A 19,530-nucleotide genomic window follows, 5' to 3' on the forward strand; every position below is an offset into this window, starting at 1 on the left:
AATCCTTTCAGCTTCAAGGGTGTGCCCGGGTTTCGGGCTATGCTCGCAAGATGATGCTATTTCCGGATTTGCTCCACCTGCCCCATCAATTACGCCATCCCGAAGTGCGTGACCTGGCGTGGGTCATCCTCGCGCCGCCCATGATGGACGGCACCCCGTGGCCACAGCGTCACCCGCTGGCCGGTAGTGACTGGGTGCAGGCACCGGAACGGCTGGAGCACTGGCTGCGGCAGCTGGACCGGGACAGTTATGGCCTGCTGCACTGGCTGGCCCAGGCGCGGACCCGGCGTCTGGGCCTGTATTACGAACGCCTCTGGCAATTCGCCGTCCAGCATGCGCCCGGCATTGAACTGATTGGCGCCAATATGCCGATTCGCCGCGAGGGGCACACCCTGGGTGAACTGGACATGCTGCTGCGCGACCGCGACGGCGTGCATCACCTGGAACTGGCGATCAAGCTTTACCTCGGCCCGCAGTCCGGCGACGGACATGACACTGCCCAGTGGCTGGGTCCGGGCTGCCACGACCGGCTCGACCGCAAACTGGCGCACCTGAGCCAGCATCAATTGCCGATTTCCGCTCGCCCCGAGAGCCGTGAAGTGCTGGCCGCGCTGGATATCCAGGCGTTCAGCGCCCATTTGTGGCTGGGGGGGTATTTGCTGTACCCGTGGCCTGGGCAGGCTGCCTCGCCGGCGGGTGCCCATCCGCAGCATTTGCGCGGTCGCTGGTTGCATCAAAAGGATTGGCCGGCGTTAGTAGCCCAGAGCGCACCCGGGCGCTGGCAACCCCTGCCCCGCCACGCCTGGCTGGCGCCGGCGCATTACTCGGCGGAACACACCTGGACCCCTGAACAGATGCAGGCATGGCTCAATGACCTGGACCCGTTGGCGCCGGCACAACTGCTGGTACGACTGACGGAAAATGCCAGCGGCGACTGGGAAGAGGCCGAACGATTGTTTCTGGTGTCGGACCTTTGGCCGAATGTGCCGGGACAGGGTTGAGTCTTGTATTGCCTGAGCCGGCCCCTTCGCGAGCAGGCTCGCTCCCACATTTTGGCCTCAGCCGAACACAAGTCTTGTATCCACTGAAGATCCCTGTGGGAGCGAGCCTGCTCGCGAAGGGGCCAATCCGGCCTGAAGAGATAACCGCCCAGCGCTTCGCAGGACAAAGCGCTGGCCAATGACCATCAAACCTTCTTGTGCTGCTCGACCCATTGCCCATAGGCATTGATGAAACTTTGCAGGAACGGCCTGACCGACTCGGACGGCTTGCCCGCCTCGTCGAATGCCGAACCGGCGTTCCCCAGATAGGCCTCCGGCTGCTGCATCATCGGCACATTTAAAAACACCATGGATTGACGCAGGTTGTGATTGGCGCCAAACCCGCCGACGGCCCCCGGCGAAACACTGATAACGGCGCCGGGCTTGCCACTCCACGAACTCTTGCCATAAGGGCGAGAACCGACGTCAATCGCATTCTTCAACGGCGCCGGCACCGAACGGTTGTATTCCGGGGTCACGAACAGCACCGCGTCGGATGAGCTCACCTGTTGTCGGAAAGTGCTGTAGGCTGCCGGCGGTGAAGCGCCATCGATGTCTTCGTTATAGAGCGGCAGGTCGCCAATTTCGACGATGTTGAGCTTGAGACTGGCCGGCGCCAGCTCTATCAGGGCCCGTGCGACCTTGCGGTTGATCGATTCCTTTCTCAAGCTGCCGACCAGGACGGCGATCGTATAGACGTTGCTCATAAGCGTTTCTCTCGACTGTCCGATAGGAAGAACCTGTAGTTATAGATGACGATTCAAGCAGCGGGCGACTGAAAACGCCGTCCCTGACTATTTTTTTCCTGTAGGAAAACTTACCTCGCCCAAGCGCGGTCTACAGAGCCGCAAATTGAGTGATTTATCTCCAGAGGTTCCAAGCAGATGGCAGCAGTACTCGTCGGTCAGTTCCATGCAAGAGATGCGCAAGGCCGTATTTATTCGGTGCACGAGTTCCAGGACTCCACCCCGGCGGTAGACGGCTCAGGCCCTGTCACCACCTACAAGCTGGCCATTGGCGACCGTGTCAACAAGGTCGACGACAATCAATTCATGCTGGTGCAAACCGGCGTGACCATTACCCGCGAACCGCAAACCGCCAGCGTTTCATAACCCGTCGTTATGAGCAGAAGTCATATGCGCGGACTTGGGGTAGGATTCAGCCACTGACTCCTCCTCCTGCTGAACATGGACTTCACGCATGCGCTTACGCCATATCGAAGTGATCCAGGCGCTCTTGCAGACCGGTCACCTGGGCACCGCCGCCGAATGGCTGCAGTTGCCGGTGACCGAAGTCGAGCGCTTGCTGCGCGACGCCGAGGATCAGTTGGGGTTCATGCTGTTCGCCAGCGTTCGCGGGCGTTTGCAGGCCACTCGCGAGGCTCGGGAACTGCAAGTGGAAATTGCCCGGGTCTACGACGCGCTTGAACCCGTGCAGCGTCTGGCCAACAGCCTCAGGCAATACCTGGCGCCGCCGCTGCGCATCATCTGTACCCCGCCCCTGGCCAACCAATTGTTGCCACACAGCATCGCAGCCCTGCGCCGACGCCTGCCCGACGCGCCTTGCACACTGCTGAGCCAGCCCACCCGCGACATCGTCAGAAGCCTGCTGCTGCGTGAAAGCGATCTGGGGCTGAGCCTGCACGACCCTGATCACGCCGACCTCGATTGCCAGGCGATTGCCCAGGGCAAACTTCAGTTGCTCGCCCCCCATGGCTGGCTGCAACCGAAACAGAAATACATTTCCCTGCAGGATCTGGCCGGCCAATCGATGATCGGCCTGGAGGGGCAAGACCCGCTGAGCCCGGCACTGGAAAACAAACTGCACGGCTTGCGCCCTGCTCCGGTGATTCAAACCCGGGTCCAGACGCATCAGATGATGCGCAGCATGGTCGAAGCCGGCGAAGGCCTGGCCATCGTCGACCCCTTCACCGCCCTCGGCGCCAAGGCCTCGGGCCTGGACGTCTGCCCACTGGCACCAGCGGTGCCGATCAGTCTCTACGCCTTGACCCTGAAAAACGCCGAACCCTCTCAGGCGGTTCAGGCACTGTTGGCCATCGTCACGGAACAAGCCGCGGCGATGCTGACGAACTGAACGGGTTTTCCAGTGGATTTTCGAACATTCGATACCAGAACAGCGCCACTTCGGCCGTGTTCGGGTCAATGCCGCGATAGCGCAGCTGGTCGATCCCGCCCATCACATAACCGCAGCGCTCATAGAGCCGGCAGGCCCCCAGGTTGTTGTTCTGGGTTTCGAGCATGATGCCCGGGAGTTTTTTCTTGCGGCTCCAGAATTGCGCCACATCCAGCAGGGCCTTGGCCACTCCATGCCGTCGGGCCGGTGCATGCACCGCCAGTTCGTCGATATGGGCAAAGCCGTTCCAGTTGGTACTGACCACCAGGTGCCCCACGGGCTGGTCATCCAGATACGCCATGAAAATCGCGCTGTCGGCGGCATCGCGAAAGCTGCTGAACTCCTCGGGGTCGATGCCGTAACACTTGCGATAAGGCGTGATCGGGGTGACCGGCCACTGGGCCACTGGCGCTCCTATTTCTGCCGCACCGTAGGCCGCGACTTCAAAACTGAAATCACTGCCCCAGATATAGGCGGCAAAACCCTCGTCGGCAACCCGTACCGACAACCCTGGGAAATTCGGATTTATAACCGGCTGCATACTGGGAAAGGTCCTCATTCCTTGATGCAATCGACGGTATAGCACCGCCCATTGCCCTGATCTTCGTGTTGCAATCCGTGCACATCAGCGACGAACCCCGGAAAACTGCTATCGAACGTGCGGGCAAACGCCAGGTAATCGATGATCGAGCGGGTCGACTCGGTAAAGCGCTCGCCCGGCATGATCAGCGGAATGCCGGGCGGGTACGGCACCAGCATGACGGCGGCAATCCGCCCGTCCAGCGCATCGATCGACACCGCTTCGACTTCACCCCGCACCAATTGATCATAGGCGTCCGCCGGCTTCATCGCGACCTCCGGCAGTACGGTGTACATCCGTTTGAGGTGCCTGGCGGTGGCGTTGCTGCGATAACAGGCATGTAACTGATCGCACAGATCACGCAAGCCCATGCCCTGATAGCGCGCGACATTCTCTTGCGCCACGCAGGGCAGGCAACTGGCCAGACTGACGTTGGCGTCGTAGCTGCGCTTGAACTCCAGCAGTTCGGTGAGCAGCGTGCTCCACTTGCCCTTGGTGATGCCCATGGAGAACAACACCAGGAACGAATACAGCCCGGTCTTCTCGACCACCAGACCGCGCTCCCAAAGAAACTTGCTGACCACCGCCGCCGGAATCCCGCGTTCGCTGAGGGCACCACCGGCCGTCAGCCCCGGCATCACCAGCGTGACCTTGATCGGGTCGAGCAGCACATAATCGTCGGTCACGCCGCCAAAGCCATGCCAGTCGGCATCGGGCTGCAACAACCAGTCTTCGGTGACGACCCGCTCGATGCCTTGCGCCGACGGCGGTTGCCAGATCGAAAACCACCAGTCATCCGCGGCAATGTGCTGGCGCAAGTTAGCCAGCGCCCGGCGAAAACTCAGGGCTTCGTCGAACATTTCCTGCAACAGCGAACGCCCGGCCGGCCCTTCCATCATCGCCGAAGCCACATCCAGAGAAGCGATGATGCCGTACTGCGGCGAAGTCGAGATGTGCATCATGAATGCTTCGTTGAAGCGATCCCGGTCCAGTTGCCGCGCGCCGCCATCGCGCACGTGAATCATCGACGCCTGACTGAAAGCCGCCAGCAACTTGTGGGTCGAATGGGTGGTAAACACCAACGGGCTGTCTTCATCACGGGACGTGCCCATGCCATAGCGCCCGGCAAAAAACTCGTGAAACGCCGCATAGGCGTACCAGGCCTCGTCGAAGTGCAGCACCTCAACACTGTTGCCCAGTTGCTGCCTGATCAGCTCTGCGTTGTAACAGAGGCCGTCATAGGTCGAATTGGTCACCACCGCGAGCTTGACCTTCGGTGAACGCCCCTTGGTCAGCGGACTGGCGTCGATCTTGGCCTGGATCGATTCGCGGCTGAACTCACTCAAGGGAATCGGGCCTATGATCCCCAGTTCATTACGCTCCGGACACAAGTACAGCGGGATCGCGCCGGTCATGATGATCGAGTGCAGCACCGACTTGTGGCAATTGCGATCCACCAGCACCAGGTCATCGCGGGCGACCACCGAGTGCCAGACAATCTTGTTGGCCGTGGACGTGCCATTGATCACGAAAAAGGTGTGATCGGCGCCGAAATTGCGTGCCGCGCGGGCCTCCGCTTCAGCCAGGGGACCGGTGTGATCGAGTAAAGAGCCGAGCTCCGGCACCGACACCGAAAGGTCCGAGCGCAGGGTGTTTTCCCCGAAAAACTGGTGAAACGCCTGCCCGACCGGGCTCTTGTGATACGCCACGCCACCGCCGTGACCGGGGGTGTGCCACGAATAGTTGGAATCCGCCGTGTGTTGCACCAATGCCTTGAAAAACGGCGGCAACAGGCCATCGAGGTATTTGCGCGCGGCGCGGGCCACCTGTCGGGCGAGAAAGGGCACCGTGTCTTCAAACAGGTAAAGAATGCCGCGTAACTGATTGAGCTCGGCCATGGCGTCGGCAGGCGCGTTTTCCAGGGTCACTGTTTCGCCCAGGGCGAAGATCGGCAGATCCGGTGCGCGCACTCGCGCCAGACCAATCAATTCGGCCATGTTTTGCAACAAATGGGAATGGGTGCTGGCGTCCTCAGAGGCAATCAACATGCAGGACAGACCATGGTAAGTCGACGCCACCAATCGTCCTTCGGTGTAGTCCACCGCCGAAACGACGCTGAACCCTTCCTGCTCCAGTTCCCGGGCAATTCCCCGCACACGGTCGCCGGCAACGCTGTCGGACTTGATGTCGCGATGGACAATCAGGACCGGGAATTTCAAATCTTTATACATGAGGCTCAGTGTCCTGAGGCGGCAGACCAGAGCCTGCCAATCACCTCAGGGTAGAGTGTTGCAGAGGATGTGGCGAGCGGGATGCACCAACTTGTGGCGACGACGGAATTTCCCTGTGGCGAGGGGCTTGTGTGGCGAGGGGGCTTGCCCCCGTTGGAGCGCGAAGCGGTCCCGTGTTTATTCAGGCAAATCACGCTAGCAACAATGACGACTGCTTCGCAGCCGAACGGGGCGGTGCGGCGCTCCGACAAGCCCCCTCGCCACAAAAGCCATTCACCAAAAGACTGAGGTCAAGCCTGCGCTTCAGCCTCGGCCAATTGCACCCACAACGCCGGCGCACCCGCGGATTTGCCGATGATTTCCAGACGCGCCGCGTGGCGGGCCAGGTCGTCTTCGCTGGCGCGGATGATGCGCGTCGGCTGGCGATCGGCTGGTAAACGGCGAATTTCGGTGGCCGAATTGTCCGCCCCTTCACCGGAGCCATTGCCATCGGAGGCGTTACCGGCCAGGGACAGGCTGGTCTGCCCCCCGGTCATGGTCAGGTAGACGTCGGCGAGAATCTCGGAGTCGAGCAAGGCGCCGTGCAGTTCACGGCCGGAGTTGTCGACGCCATAGCGCTTGCACAAGGCGTCGAGGCTGTTGCGCTGCCCCGGGTGACGTTCCCGGGCCATCATCAGGGTATCGAGGATCGAGCAGTGCTGCGTGATGTCAGCGCGGTCCTGCTGCCCCATCAGGGCGAATTCGTTGTTGATGAAGCCAACGTCGAACGCCGCGTTATGGATGATCAGCTGCGCGCCCTTGATGAACTCGAAGAACTCTTCGGCCACCTCGGCAAAACGCGGCTTGCCCACGAGGAACTCGTTGGTGATGCCGTGGACGCCAATGGCGCCCTCGTCACTTTCGCGATCGGGTTGCAAGTACACATGAAAGTGCCGGCCCGTCAGGCGTCGGCCGATCAACTCGACACAACCGATTTCGATAATCCGGTGGCCGTCGGTCACCGGCATGCCGGTGGTTTCGGTGTCGAGTACTACGGATCTGGTGGCCATCAGCGCTCAGCTCTCAATCGGTCAATCGTGTAAAAGGGGCGATGTTAACACGCTCGCCGGGGTCTTTCAGATACACCGTGTTGCCCCCATCGCGAGCAAGCTCGCTCCCACATTTTGATCGGCGTCGAGCACAAACTTTGTGTGCGCTGGCGATCCACTGTGGGAGCGAGCTTGCTCCGGGCGGCGCTCCGACGATGGCCACAACTCGGTGTATCGGTTGAACTCAATTCAGTTTTGCTTGTACCCGCGCACTTCATCCACGCCACGGTTGGCCAACTGGTCGGCCCGTTCGTTGCCGTGATGGCCAATGTGTCCGCGCACCCATTTCCAGGTGACCTTGTGGCGGTTGACCTGCTCGTCGAGCAACTTCCACAGGTCAGCATTCTTCACCGGCTCCTTCGCCGCGGTTTTCCAGCCGCGCTTCTTCCAGTTGTCCATCCACTCGTTGATGCCTTTCATCACGTATTGGGAGTCGGTCACCAGCAGCACCTCGCAAGGACGCTTGAGTTCTTCCAGGCCGCGGATCGCGCCCATCAGTTCCATGCGGTTGTTGGTGGTATTGGCTTCGCCGCCCCAGAGTTCCTTTTCGACGCCCTTGCACACCAGCAGCGCGCCCCAGCCGCCAGGGCCAGGGTTGCCCTTGCAGGCGCCGTCGGTGAACAGTTCTACGCTATCGCTCATGCCAACCTATCCAGAAAATGCGCTGGCCCGCCGATCGCTGATCGACAACGGCCAAAGCCGGGACAGGCCCGGCCGCAAATAAAAAGTATGTATTACGGTTCGATGTTGCGCCGGTTGACCTTGGCCATCGGCAAAGGAATCAGCTTGCCCATCGGCTCGCGCCGCTCCTGACGGACCGGTCGCAGGCCCACCACGATCTTGCGCGCCACCAACAGATAGAAGCCGCCGCCCGACAGTTGCCAGTCACCGGCCTTGCGCTCCCAACCGGCCAGGCGGGTCTGCCACGCCGGTGACGCAAGGGGCGGACGATAGCACCCGAAGCGGCGTTTCTCCAGCGCGAAGCCCAGCAGGTTCAGCCAGTCCGCGACCCGCGACGGCGAAATGCAGCGCGCCTTGCGCAGCGCATCCTGGGCAAACACATGCCGCAGCCCCCAAGTGCTCCAGGGATTGATGCCGACGATCAGCAAATGCCCCCCAGGCCGCACGCTGCTTGCCGCCTCGCGAAGCAGACCGTGGGGCGACAGGCAAAAATCCAGGCCATGCTGCAGCACTACCACATCGGCAGCATGTTCGCTCAACGGCCAGGCCTGTTCCTCACAGACGATCTCGACCCCCGGCAACGGCGCGCCAAGGCGCACATTACGCTGCACCTGCGGGGCTGACGGCGGGGTCTGGGCCGAGGGACCGTAATGCACCAGATAACCACCAAAGAACCGCCCGAGCTCGTCTTCGAGCATGCGCCGCTCTTCGTCCAGCAGAAATTGCCCGATGGGACCGGCCAGCCACTCGCGGGCGGCGCCGATCAACGCCAGCCAGTCAGGATCGGCTTGTGCGAACGCTTTATCAGTCATTGCATTCTCCAACGCGCCAGGAAGTTCTAAGATGCGCCAATGTTTTCCGCTTGGCGAATCCGACGATGATACAGATCACTGCCCTGCCCGCCTTCACCGACAACTACATCTGGTTGTTACAAGACCATGCCAGCAAGCGCTGCGCGGTCGTCGATCCGGGTGATGCCGCCCCCGTGCAGGCCTGGCTCGGTGCCAATCCGGGCTGGGTACTGAGTGATATTTTGATCACTCATCACCATCATGACCACGTCGGCGGCGTCGAGTTGCTGAAAAAAGCGACGGACGCGAAAGTCTATGGTCCGGCCAGCGAAACGATCCCGGCGCGGGACGTTGCGCTCAAGGACAACGACAAGGTCAGTGTGCTCGGCCTGGACTTCAATATCTTCACGGTCCCTGGCCACACCCTGGGGCATATCGCCTATTACCATCACGGCTTGCTGTTCTGCGGCGACACCTTGTTTGCCGCCGGCTGCGGGCGGTTGTTCGAAGGCACGCCACAGCAAATGTACAGTTCGCTGACACGCCTCGCTGCGTTGCCGGAAGACACACTGGTCTACTGCACCCACGAATACACCCTCGGCAATCTGAAGTTTGCGGCGGCCGTCGAACCGAACAATCAGGACACCGCCGAGCGCCTGGCCAAAGTTACCCGCCAACGGGAATCCGGGATCATGACGCTGCCGTCGACACTGGCACTGGAAAAGCTCACAAACCCGTTTTTGCGCTCCGGTGAAACATCCGTTAAAGAAAAAGCGGACGAACGGACCGGCACCGATAACTCGGCGCCCGATATGGTTTTTGCTGCTATTCGAGCGTGGAAAGACACGTTCTAAAGGGATCTCGCAAGGTTGCAACAATTCTGAAAGGTTGACCGCGCAGGGTGCCCTTTCTAGAATCGCCCGACATTTTTGCCCGGAACTTACTTCCAGCCAATGTCGTCACCTATCCGCAAAGCCATCAGTTCAGACGCATTGACCCGCTTGGCTCAAGCCATTGCGGTGGCTGTGTCCGCCACCCTGGCGGGCTGTTCCAGCCATGCGCCGCAGACCGATGCGGCGCATACGACGAACATCGCCGCGCGCGCCAAGCAGAAGCCGATCTGGCTCAGCGAAAAACCCAGCCCGCAAATTCCGCAGGACGTCTGGGAGCGTATGCGCCAGGGCTTCCAGTTGCAGGACGGGCTGGGCGTCAACCCGCGCATCGAGCAACAGCGCCTTTGGTTCGCCAGCAATCCATCTTTCCTCGAAAACGCCGGCGAACGTGGCAGCCTCTACATTCATTACATCGTCGAACGCCTTGAAGAGCGCAACATGCCGCTGGAACTGGCACTGCTGCCAGTGATTGAAAGTGCCTATAACCCGATGGCCTATTCCCGGGCCGACGCGGTGGGTCTTTGGCAATTCATCCCCTCCACCGGGCGTTACTTCAACCTGCGTCAAACCCGTTTCTATGATGGCCGTCGCGACATCACCGCCTCGACCACCGCCGCGATGGATTACCTGAGCCGCCTGCACGACATGTTCAATGGCGACTGGTTGCTGGCCCTGGCGGCCTACAACGCCGGCGAAGGCACCGTCAGCCGGGCGATCGAGCGCAACGAGCGTCTCGGCCTGCCGACCGACTACTGGAACCTGCCGCTGCCCGCCGAAACCCAGGCCTACGTGCCAAAGCTGCTGGCACTCTCGCAAGTGGTGATGGCGCCGGAAGCCTACGGCGTGAACCTCAACCCGATCGCCAACGAACCCTACTTCCAGGTCGTCGAAATCAACCAGCGCATGGACCTGTCCAAAGTTGCTGAAGTCGCCAACATCGATGAAGACGAACTGTTCCAGCTCAACCCGGCCTTCAAGCAGCGCACCACCATCGACGGCCCGCAGCACCTGCTGGTGCCGACGTCCAAGGCGCAACTGCTGACCAGCAGCCTGCAGACCATGCGTCCTGAAGAGTTGATCAGCAAGAAATCGCTCAAGCCGGTCTTCGAAGGTGCCGACGACACTCAGGTCGCCAGCGTCAAGCGCTCCTACCGGGTCAAGCGGGGTGACAACCTCGGCTCCATTGCCAAGGCCAACGACGTTGACGTGAAGGACCTGCAACGCTGGAACAAACTGACTGGCAAGAACCTCAAGCCCGGTCAGACCCTGGTCATGCAGGACAACAGCAAACGCAGCTCCGGGCGCGTCAACACCGTGGTTGCAGCCAATACCAAAAAACAGCAGACCACGTACAAGGTCCAGCAAGGCGACTCGCTGTACATCGTGGCCAAGCGCTTCAACGTGGAGATGCAGCACCTCAAGCGCTGGAACCCGCGTGTCGGCCAGGCGCTGAAGCCTGGCCAGATGTTGACGGTGGCCAATCCGCACTAAAAAACAGCCCCTGAATCCAGGGGCTTTTTTGTGTCTGCGCAGTTTCTGTGGCGAGCACAAAAACCTGTGGGAGCGAGCTTGCTCGCGATGAGGGCGTATCAGTTTGCATTGATGGTGACTGACACGCCCTCATCGCGAGCAAGCTCGCTCCCACAAGGATATGGGCCCGGCCGATATTACGCATTCACTCCCGTCTTTTTCCTGTCCATACAAGCTGTTACTGTACGATCCACAAAGCCCAAGCCGCCTGGATCGGATCTCCTATTTGAAGCGTCCCCTGCCCCTGCTCCTGATCAGCCTGGCGTTGAGTTCTACCGCAAGCGCGACGATCAGCGAAAGCCATGGTTATGCGCAGTTCGGCACGCTCAAGTACCCGGCCCGATTTACCCACTTCGACTGGGTCAACCCGCAAGCGCCCAAGGGCGGTACGTTGCGGGTCATGGCGTTTGGCACCTTCGATACGCTCAACCCCTACACCTTCAAGGGCACCAGCCCGGTCACCACAGCGAATTTCCTGCAATACGGCATCAACGAGCTCAACGAGCCGCTGATGGTCGGCACCGGACAGTACGCGCCGTCAGGTGATGAGCCCGCGTCCAGCTATGGCCTGATTGCCCAGTCCGTGGAGTACAGCGAGGACCGCAGCTGGGTGGTGTTCAACCTGCGCCCCGAAGCACGCTTCCATGACGGTACGCCGATCACTGCCTACGACGTCGCGTTCTCCTATCGTGTGCTGCTCAAGGAAGGCCATCCGCTGTACCGCACCAGCCTTCAGGAAGTGCTGCGGGTCGACATCCTCAACCCGCAACGGATCCGTTTCGTATTCAAGCGTGCCGGCAATCCGCTGCTGATCCTGCGCCTGGGTGAAATGCCAGTGCTGGCGCAGCACTACTGGGAAGGTCGCGACTTCAAGGCCACTACGTTCGAGCCGCCGCTGGGCAGCGGGCCATATCGCATCACGTCGGTCACGCCAGGACGACAGATCGTCTTCGAACGGGTCAAGGATTACTGGGGCAAGGACCTGCCGGTCAATCGCGGCAAGTACAACTTCGACCGCATGGAAGTCGAGTTCTACCGCGACAGCGACGTAGCGTTCGAGGCGTTCAAGGCCGGTGAATTCGACATCTACATCGAGCATCAGGCGAAGAACTGGGACACCGGCTACAACTTCCCGGCCATACGCCGCGGTGAGGTGATCAAGGCGCAGATCCCCCACCAGATCCCGACCCAGACCCAGGGCCTGTTCATGAACAGCCGTCGCCCGGCATTCTCGGACGCCAAGGTCCGTGAAGCGCTGGGGCTGATGTTCAACTTTGAATGGACCAACCGCACGCTGTTCAGCGGCGCCTACCATCGCGCCATGAGCTACTACCCCAACAGCGAATTCTCGGCCAGCGGTTTGCCGGTCGGGCACGAATGGCTGTTGCTCAAGTCCTATCGTGAACAGCTGCCGGCCAGGCTCTTTACCGAGCCGTTCAGCCTGCCGCAGACCGACGGACACGGCATCCCCCGGGAGACCTTGCGCAAAGCCCTTGGCCTGCTCGCCGAAGCCGGCTGGAAGCTCAATGGCCAGCGTATGCAAAACGCCACCGGGCAACCCTTGCGGCTGGAGTTGCTGCTGGTCAACCCGAATCTGGAACGCATCCTCCAGCCTTACGTCGAGAACCTGGCCAGCATCGGCATCGATGCGCAGTTGCGCACGGTCGATCGCGCGCAATACAAGCAACGCCTGGACCAATTCGATTTCGACATGATTCTGATGACCCTCAACCAGACGCTCAGCCCGGGCCTGGAACAATGGCAGTATTTTCACTCCAGCCAGGCCCGGGTCAAGGGCAGCAAAAACTACGCAGGCATTGCCAGCCCGGTGGTCGACCATCTGCTCGATCAGTTGCTGGCCGCCCGGACCCGCGATGAACAGGTCGCCGCCGGCAAGGCCCTCGACCGCGTGCTGTTGTGGCAGCACTACATCGTTCCCAACTGGTACCTCAATTATCACCGCCTGGCGTACCGCAACCGGCTCGCCTTCGTCACCACGCCGCCCTACACCCTGGGCCTGAACGCGTGGTGGCTGAAATCTTCGGAGAAAGATCAATGAAACCCATCCGCACCCTGCTCTTGCAGGCCAGCGGCCTGTTGTTCGCCGGGCTGGCCTGCGCCGCCCCGCAACATGCCGTGACCCTGTACAACGAGCCGCCGAAATACCCGGCCGACTTCAAACACTTCGATTACGTCAATCCCGACGCGCCCAAGGGCGGGATTTTCCGTCAGGCCGGTTTCGGCGGTTTCGACAGTCTCAACCCGTTCATCAGCAAAGGCGTGCCGGCGGAAGATATCGGCATGATCTACGACACCCTGGCCAAGCAAGGGCTGGACGAGCCGTTCACCGAGTACGGCCTGATCGCCCGCCTGATCGAGAAAGCTCCGGACAACGCTTGGGTGCGCTTTTACCTGCGCCCCGAAGCACGCTTCCATGACGGCCATCCGGTACGCGCCGAGGACGTGGTGTTCAGCTTCCAGATGCTGACCAAGGACGGCGCGCCGATGTACCGCGGTTACTACAACGACGTGGCCGAAGTGGTCGCCGAAGACCCGCTCACCGTATTGTTCAAGTTCAAGCACAACAACAACCGCGAGCTGCCGCTGATCCTTGGCCAGTTGCCGGTGCTGCCCAAGCATTGGTGGGCCGACCGCGACTTCAACAAAGGCAACCTGGAAATTCCGCTGGGCAGCGGCCCGTACAAGGTCGCCGAAGTCAAGGCCGGACGCTCGGTGCGCTATGAGCGCGTCAAGGATTACTGGGGCAAGGACCTGCCGGTCAATCGGGGTTTCTATAACTTCGACGTGATGACCACCGACTATTACCGCGACAACACCGTGGCCCTGGAAGCGCTCAAGGCCGGGCAGTTCGATTACTGGCTGGAAATGACCGCGAAAAACTGGGCCAACGCCTACAACACCCCAGCGGTCACCGAAGGTCGACTGGTCAAGGAACAGATTCCCAACGGCAATCCGACCGGCATGCAAGGTTTCGTCTTCAACCTGCGCCGCCCGGTGTTCCAGGATGTGCGCGTGCGTCAGGCCTTGTCGCTGTTGCTGGACTTCGAATGGACCAACAAGCAACTGTTCAACGGTGCCTATGTGCGTACCCGCAGTTACTTCGAGAACTCGGAAATGGCCGCCACCGGCCTGCCTGATGCCGAACAGGTGGCGATCCTCGAGCCGTTGCGCAGCAAGCTGGCGCCGCAAGTGTTCAGCGAAGCGTTCCAGAACCCGATCACCGACGGCAGCGGCATGATCCGCGCCCAGCAACGGCAAGCCTATCAACTGCTGCAAGAGGCCGGCTGGCGCATCGTCGATGACAAAATGGTCGATGCCACCGGCAAACCGGTGGTCATCGAATTCCTGTTGGCCCAGACCGAATTCGAACGGGTGCTGCTGCCGTTCAAGCGCAACCTGAGTGACCTGGGCATCGATCTGGTGATCCGCCGGGTCGACGTCTCGCAATACATCAACCGCGTGCGTTCCCGGGACTTCGACATGATCGTCGGCAGCTTCCCGCAATCCAACTCGCCGGGTAACGAACAACGGGAATTCTGGATGTCGGCCGCTGCCGACAAACCCGGCAGCCGCAATTCCATGGGCCTGAAAGATCCGGTGGTCGACCAACTGGTCGAGCAACTGATCAACGCCGATTCGCGTAACAGCCTGGTGGCCCACGCCCGCGCACTGGACCGCGTTCTGCAATGGGGCTATTACGTAATACCCAACTGGCACATCAAGACCTGGCGCGTGGCGTACTGGAACCACATCGGCCATCCAAAGGTCTCGCCTAAATACGACATCGGCACCGCCACCTGGTGGGTCAAGCCCGACATCAAGCCGGCAATAGAAGTCGAAACCACACTGCAGGCCGATCCTGCAGGCACGGAGTAATCAGATGCTGGCGTATATTTTTCGGCGACTGCTGCTGATCATTCCGACCCTGTTCGGCATTCTGCTGATCAACTTCGTGATCATCCAGGCCGCCCCGGGCGGGCCTGTGGAGCAGATGATCGCCAAGCTCGAAGGCTTCGAAGGCGCCACCAGCCGCATCGCCGGCGGCGGTGCGGAAGTCTCGGTGGCAGGCTCGGCCTATCGCGGCGCCCAAGGCCTGGACCCGGCGCTGATCAAGGAAATCGAGCACATGTACGGCTTCGACAAATCGGCGCCGGAACGCTTGTGGATCATGGTCAAGAACTATGCGTCCCTGGATTTCGGCGACAGCTTCTTCCGCGACGCCAAGGTCATCGACCTGATCAAGGAAAAGATGCCGGTCTCGATCTCCCTGGGGCTGTGGAGCACGCTGATCATGTACCTGGTGTCGATCCCGCTGGGGATCGCCAAGGCCAAGCGGCACGGCAGCCACTTCGACGTCTGGACCAGTTCGGCGATCATCGTCGGCTACGCGATCCCGGCGTTCCTGTTCGCCATCCTGTTGATCGTGGTGTTCGCCGGCGGCAGTTACCTGGACTGGTTCCCGTTGCGCGGGCTGACCTCGAACAACTTCGATGAACTGAGCATGGGCGGCAAGATCCTCGACTACTTCTGGCACCTGGCGCTGCCGGTGACTGCGCTGGTGATCGGCAACTTCGCAACCATGACCCTGCTGACCAAGAACAGCTTCCTCGACGAAATCAACAAGCAGTACGTGATCACCGCCAGGGCCAAGGGCCTGACCAACCACCGCGTGCTTTATGGCCACGTGTTCCGCAACGCCATGCTGCTGGTGATCGCCGGTTTCCCCTCGGCCCTGATCGGCATCTTCTTCACCGGCTCGTTGCTGGTGGAGGTGATCTTCTCCCTCGACGGCCTCGGCCTGATGAGTTTCGAAGCGGCGATCAACCGTGATTACCCGGTGGTGTTCGGCACGCTGTTCATCTTCACTTTGCTGGGGCTGGTGGTGAAACTGATCGGCGACCTCACCTACACCCTTGTCGATCCGCGCATCGACTTCGAAAGCCGGGAGCATTGAGATGAACCTGTCCCCTCTCAATCGCCGACGCTTCGAACTGTTCAAGGCCAACAAGCGTGGCTGGTGGTCGCTGTGGCTGTTCCTGATCCTGTTTGGCGCCAGCCTGGGCGCCGAGCTGATCGCCAACGACAAGCCGCTGGCGGTGCATTACGACAACAACTGGTACTTCCCGGCGCTCAAGCGCTACCCGGAAACCACCTTCGGCGGAGAATTCCCGCTGGAAGCCAATTACAAGAGCCCGTACATCCGCGAACTGCTCAAGGCCAAGGACGCCTGGGTGCTGTGGGCGCCGATTCCCTACAGCTACCAGAGCATCAACTACGACCTGAAATTCCCGGCCCCGGCCCCGCCCTCGACGGACAACCTGCTGGGCACCGACGATCAGGGCCGCGATGTGCTGGCCCGGGTGATCTACGGTTTCCGCATTTCGGTGCTGTTCGCCCTGACCCTGACCGTGCTCAGTTCGATCATCGGCGTGTTCGCCGGGGCCTTGCAGGGTTTCTACGGTGGCTGGGTGGATCTGGCCGGGCAGCGCTTCCTGGAGATCTGGTCCGGGCTGCCGGTGTTGTACCTGCTGATCATCCTCGCCAGCTTCGTGCAACCCAATTTCTGGTGGCTGCTGGGGATCATGCTGCTGTTCTCGTGGATGAGCCTGGTGGACGTGGTACGCGCCGAATTCCTGCGCGGGCGTAACCTGGAATACGTACGCGCCGCCCGCGCCCTGGGCATGCAGAACGGTGCGATCATGTTCCGCCACATTTTGCCCAACGCGATGGTCTCGACCATGACCTTCATGCCGTTCATCCTCACCGGCGCCATCGGCACATTGACCGCCCTGGACTTCCTCGGTTTCGGCCTGCCGGCGGGCAGCCCGTCCCTGGGTGAACTGGTGGCCCAGGGTAAATCCAACCTGCAAGCGCCGTGGCTGGGCATCAGCGCCTTTGCGGTACTGGCCTTGATGTTGAGTTTGCTGGTGTTCATCGGCGAGTCAGCTCGCGATGCCTTCGACCCGAGGAAGTGAAATGAATCAGCACAATCTGATCGAAGTGCGCGACCTGGCCGTAGACTTTGTCGTCGGCAATCGCTGCCAGCGGGCGGTCGAAGGCGTCAGCTTCGACATCAAGCGCGGTGAAACCCTGGCCTTGGTCGGCGAGAGCGGCTCCGGTAAATCGGTCACCGCACATTCGATCCTGCGCCTGCTGCCCTACCCGCTCGCCCGGCACCCGTCCGGCACCATCGAATATTCCGGGCAGAACCTGCTGGACCTGAAAGAAAAAACCATCCGTCACATTCGCGGCAACCGCATTGCGATGATCTTCCAGGAGCCGATGACCTCGCTCAATCCCCTGCACTCGATCGAAAAGCAGATCAACGAGGTGCTGGGCATCCACAAGGGCCTGACCGGCAAGGTCGCGACCAAGCGCACCCTGGAGCTGCTGGAGATGGTCGGCATTCCCGAGCCGCACATGCGCCTCAAGGCCCTGCCCCACGAGCTGTCCGGCGGCCAGCGTCAGCGGGTGATGATCGCCATGGCCCTGGCCAACGAGCCGGAACTGCTGATCGCCGATGAGCCGACCACCGCGCTGGACGTGACCGTACAGCTGAAAATCCTCGAATTGCTCAAGGAACTGCAGGCCCGATCAGGCATGGCGCTGCTGCTGATCAGCCACGATTTGAACCTTGTGCGAAGAATTGCGCATCGCGTATGTGTCATGCAGCAAGGTTGCATCGTCGAACAGGCATCGTGCGAAGAGCTGTTCCGCGCGCCGCAGCATCCGTACACTCGGGAACTGCTGGCAGCGGAGCCCGGCGGCAAGCCTGCTAGCAACGTGATCGGCCCGCCCTTGCTGGCGGTCGAGGACTTGAAAGTCTGGTTTCCGATCAAGAAAGGCCTGCTCAAACGCACGGTGGATTACGTCAAGGCGGTCGACGGCATCAATTTCAACCTGCTCCAGGGCCAGACCCTGGGGATCGTGGGCGAAAGCGGTTCCGGCAAATCGACCCTGGGCCTGGCGATTTTGCGCTTGATCGCCAGTAAGGGCACGATTCGTTTTGAAGGCCAGCCGCTGGACTGCCTGACGCAGCAACAGGTCCGGCCGCTGCGGCGGGAGATGCAAGTGGTGTTTCAGGATCCGTTCGGCAGCCTGAGCCCGCGGATGTGCGTGAATGACATCGTTGGCGAAGGCCTGCGGATCCACAAGATGGGCACCGGGGCGGAACAGGAACAAGCGATCATTGCAGCACTCAAGGAGGTAGGCCTGGATCCGGAAACCCGGCACCGCTACCCCCACGAATTTTCCGGCGGGCAACGGCAGAGAATCGCCATTGCCCGGGCATTGGTGTTAAAACCGGCGTTGATTTTGCTGGACGAGCCGACTTCGGCCCTCGACCGCACGGTACAACGCCAGGTAGTGGAGCTTTTGCGTTCGCTGCAAACCAAGTACAACCTGACGTATCTGTTTATCAGCCATGACCTGGCTGTGGTGAAAGCGCTGAGCCACCAGTTGATGGTGGTCAAGCATGGCCAAGTGGTCGAACAGGGAGACGCGCAAAGCATTTTTGCCGCCCCCCGACATCCGTATACACAGCAGTTGCTGGAAGCCGCTTTTCTGGCTCCGGCCACTGCGCAATAACCTGAAAAGAGGAGCAACACATGGGTTTTCTCGCCGGTAAGCGCGTCCTGATCGTCGGTGTCGCCAGCAAGCTGTCCATCGCATCCGGCATCGCTGCCGCCATGCATCGCGAGGGCGCTGAGCTTGCCTTCACTTATCAGAACGACAAACTCAAGGGTCGTGTCGAAGAGTTCGCACAAGGCTGGGGGTCGAGCCCTGAGCTGTGCTTCCCGTGCGACGTGGCCAGCGATGAAGAAATTGCCAAGGTCTTCGAAGCACTGAGCAAGAAGTGGGACGGCCTGGACTGCATCGTGCACTCCGTAGGCTTCGCACCGGGCGACCAACTGGACGGCGACTTCACCGAAGCCACCACCCGTGAAGGTTTCCGCATCGCTCACGACATCAGCGCCTACAGCTTCGTGGCCCTGGCCAAGGCTGGCCGCGAAATGATGAAAGGCCGCAACGGCAGCCTGCTGACCCTGTCGTACCTGGGTGCCGAGCGCACCATGCCGAACTACAACGTCATGGGCATGGCCAAGGCTTCCCTGGAAGCCGGCGTACGTTACCTGGCCGGCTCCCTGGGCCCGGACGGTACTCGCGTCAACTGTGTATCGGCAGGCCCGATCCGCACCCTCGCCGCTTCCGGCATCAAGAATTTCCGCAAGATGCTGGCCGCCAACGAAGCGCAAACCCCGCTGCGTCGCAACGTCACCATCGAAGAAGTCGGCAACGCCGGCGCCTTCCTGTGCTCGGACCTGGCGTCCGGCATCAGCGGTGAAATCATGTACGTGGACGGTGGCTTCAACACCACGGCCATGGGCAGCCTCGAAGAGTAATCTTCGGTCAGCCAAAAAACCCGCCTCTTTTGGCGGGTTTTTTATGCCTGCGATGTCTTGAAGTCAGCGCAAGACCCTGTGGGAGCGAGCTTGCTCGCTATAGCGATCTGTCAGTCGACATCAATGGTGAATGTCAGTCC

General features: G+C 60.9%; 17 protein-coding genes. 11 read left to right on the forward strand and 6 right to left on the reverse strand.

What is annotated here, in order from left to right; all coding sequences use genetic code 11:
• The first annotated feature begins 50 nt into the window (after nt 1–50).
• A complete protein-coding gene (locus ACM6IK_RS00395) occupies nt 51–1,001 on the forward strand; it encodes a DUF1853 family protein (RefSeq protein WP_414872663.1) in 951 nt (316 codons plus the stop codon).
• 185 nt (nt 1,002–1,186) lie between these two features.
• Here the strand turns inward: ACM6IK_RS00395 and ACM6IK_RS00400 are convergent, their stop codons facing one another.
• The gene (locus ACM6IK_RS00400) at nt 1,187–1,747 is read right to left on the reverse strand and encodes an NADPH-dependent FMN reductase (RefSeq protein ID WP_414872664.1); all 561 of its coding nucleotides are present in this window, start codon (nt 1,745–1,747) and stop codon (nt 1,187–1,189) included.
• 177 nt (nt 1,748–1,924) lie between these two features.
• Between ACM6IK_RS00400 and ACM6IK_RS00405 the strand changes: the two genes are divergently transcribed.
• Together ACM6IK_RS00405 and ACM6IK_RS00410 are read left to right on the forward strand one after the other, a co-directional pair.
• Nucleotides 1,925–2,152: a hypothetical protein gene (locus ACM6IK_RS00405; protein ID WP_108215881.1), complete on the forward strand. Its 228-nt coding sequence runs from the start codon at nt 1,925–1,927 to the stop codon at nt 2,150–2,152.
• 88 nt (nt 2,153–2,240) lie between these two features.
• The gene (locus ACM6IK_RS00410) at nt 2,241–3,134 is read left to right on the forward strand and encodes a LysR substrate-binding domain-containing protein (protein ID WP_414872665.1); all 894 of its coding nucleotides are present in this window, start codon (nt 2,241–2,243) and stop codon (nt 3,132–3,134) included.
• On the opposite strand, the gene ACM6IK_RS00415 is transcribed toward ACM6IK_RS00410, so the two are convergent.
• From ACM6IK_RS00415 to ACM6IK_RS00435, 5 genes are all read right to left on the reverse strand, one after another.
• Nucleotides 3,100–3,714: a GNAT family N-acetyltransferase gene (locus ACM6IK_RS00415; RefSeq protein WP_414872666.1), complete on the reverse strand. Its 615-nt coding sequence runs from the start codon at nt 3,712–3,714 to the stop codon at nt 3,100–3,102. The two genes, ACM6IK_RS00410 and ACM6IK_RS00415, sit on opposite strands and share 35 nt — an antisense overlap.
• Nucleotides 3,715–3,728: 14 nt before the next feature.
• A complete protein-coding gene (locus tag ACM6IK_RS00420) occupies nt 3,729–5,984 on the reverse strand; it encodes an Orn/Lys/Arg decarboxylase N-terminal domain-containing protein (protein ID WP_414872667.1) in 2,256 nt (751 codons plus the stop codon).
• Nucleotides 5,985–6,274: 290 nt separating this feature from the next.
• Complete coding sequence (gene dnaQ, locus ACM6IK_RS00425) at nt 6,275–7,033, reverse strand: DNA polymerase III subunit epsilon (RefSeq protein WP_046037200.1); 759 nt, start codon at nt 7,031–7,033, stop codon at nt 6,275–6,277.
• A gap of 228 nt (nt 7,034–7,261) precedes the next feature.
• On the reverse strand, nt 7,262–7,714 hold the full coding sequence (rnhA, locus tag ACM6IK_RS00430; protein ID WP_414872668.1) for a ribonuclease HI: 453 nt from the start codon (nt 7,712–7,714) through the stop codon (nt 7,262–7,264).
• A gap of 92 nt (nt 7,715–7,806) precedes the next feature.
• The gene (locus tag ACM6IK_RS00435) at nt 7,807–8,565 is read right to left on the reverse strand and encodes a class I SAM-dependent methyltransferase (RefSeq protein ID WP_414872669.1); all 759 of its coding nucleotides are present in this window, start codon (nt 8,563–8,565) and stop codon (nt 7,807–7,809) included.
• Between the two features lie 65 nt (nt 8,566–8,630).
• On the opposite strand from ACM6IK_RS00435, the gene gloB reads away from it, so the two are divergent.
• From gloB to fabI, 8 genes are all read left to right on the forward strand, one after another.
• Nucleotides 8,631–9,398, forward strand: coding sequence for a hydroxyacylglutathione hydrolase (gloB, locus tag ACM6IK_RS00440; protein WP_414872670.1), 768 nt, complete (start codon nt 8,631–8,633; stop codon nt 9,396–9,398).
• A 99-nt stretch (nt 9,399–9,497) separates the two neighbouring features.
• On the forward strand, nt 9,498–10,928 hold the full coding sequence (locus ACM6IK_RS00445) for a transglycosylase SLT domain-containing protein (protein WP_414872671.1): 1,431 nt from the start codon (nt 9,498–9,500) through the stop codon (nt 10,926–10,928).
• A gap of 277 nt (nt 10,929–11,205) precedes the next feature.
• Nucleotides 11,206–13,026 carry an extracellular solute-binding protein gene (locus ACM6IK_RS00450; RefSeq protein ID WP_414872725.1) on the forward strand — a complete coding sequence of 607 codons (1,821 nt, stop codon included), beginning with the start codon at nt 11,206–11,208 and terminating at the stop codon, nt 13,024–13,026.
• Nucleotides 13,023–14,864 (forward strand): extracellular solute-binding protein, encoded by a 1,842-nt coding sequence (locus ACM6IK_RS00455; RefSeq protein WP_414872672.1) that lies wholly within the window; start codon nt 13,023–13,025, stop codon nt 14,862–14,864. The genes ACM6IK_RS00450 and ACM6IK_RS00455 overlap by 4 nt, the downstream gene beginning before the upstream one ends.
• A 4-nt stretch (nt 14,865–14,868) precedes the next feature.
• Nucleotides 14,869–15,942, forward strand: a complete 1,074-nt coding sequence (locus ACM6IK_RS00460; RefSeq protein ID WP_223547164.1) for a microcin C ABC transporter permease YejB — start codon at nt 14,869–14,871, stop codon at nt 15,940–15,942.
• 1 nt (nt 15,943) lies between these two features.
• The gene (locus tag ACM6IK_RS00465; protein ID WP_414872673.1) at nt 15,944–16,963 is read left to right on the forward strand and encodes an ABC transporter permease; all 1,020 of its coding nucleotides are present in this window, start codon (nt 15,944–15,946) and stop codon (nt 16,961–16,963) included.
• A gap of 1 nt (nt 16,964) precedes the next feature.
• Nucleotides 16,965–18,575, forward strand: coding sequence for an ABC transporter ATP-binding protein (locus ACM6IK_RS00470; RefSeq protein WP_414872674.1), 1,611 nt, complete (start codon nt 16,965–16,967; stop codon nt 18,573–18,575).
• Nucleotides 18,576–18,595: 20 nt separating this feature from the next.
• Nucleotides 18,596–19,390 (forward strand): enoyl-ACP reductase FabI, encoded by a 795-nt coding sequence (gene fabI / locus ACM6IK_RS00475; protein WP_150754704.1) that lies wholly within the window; start codon nt 18,596–18,598, stop codon nt 19,388–19,390.
• Nucleotides 19,391–19,530: the final 140 nt, after the last annotated feature.

Source organism: Pseudomonas sp. IT-196MI5 (assembly GCF_949767415.1).
GTDB lineage: Bacteria > Pseudomonadota > Gammaproteobacteria > Pseudomonadales > Pseudomonadaceae > Aquipseudomonas.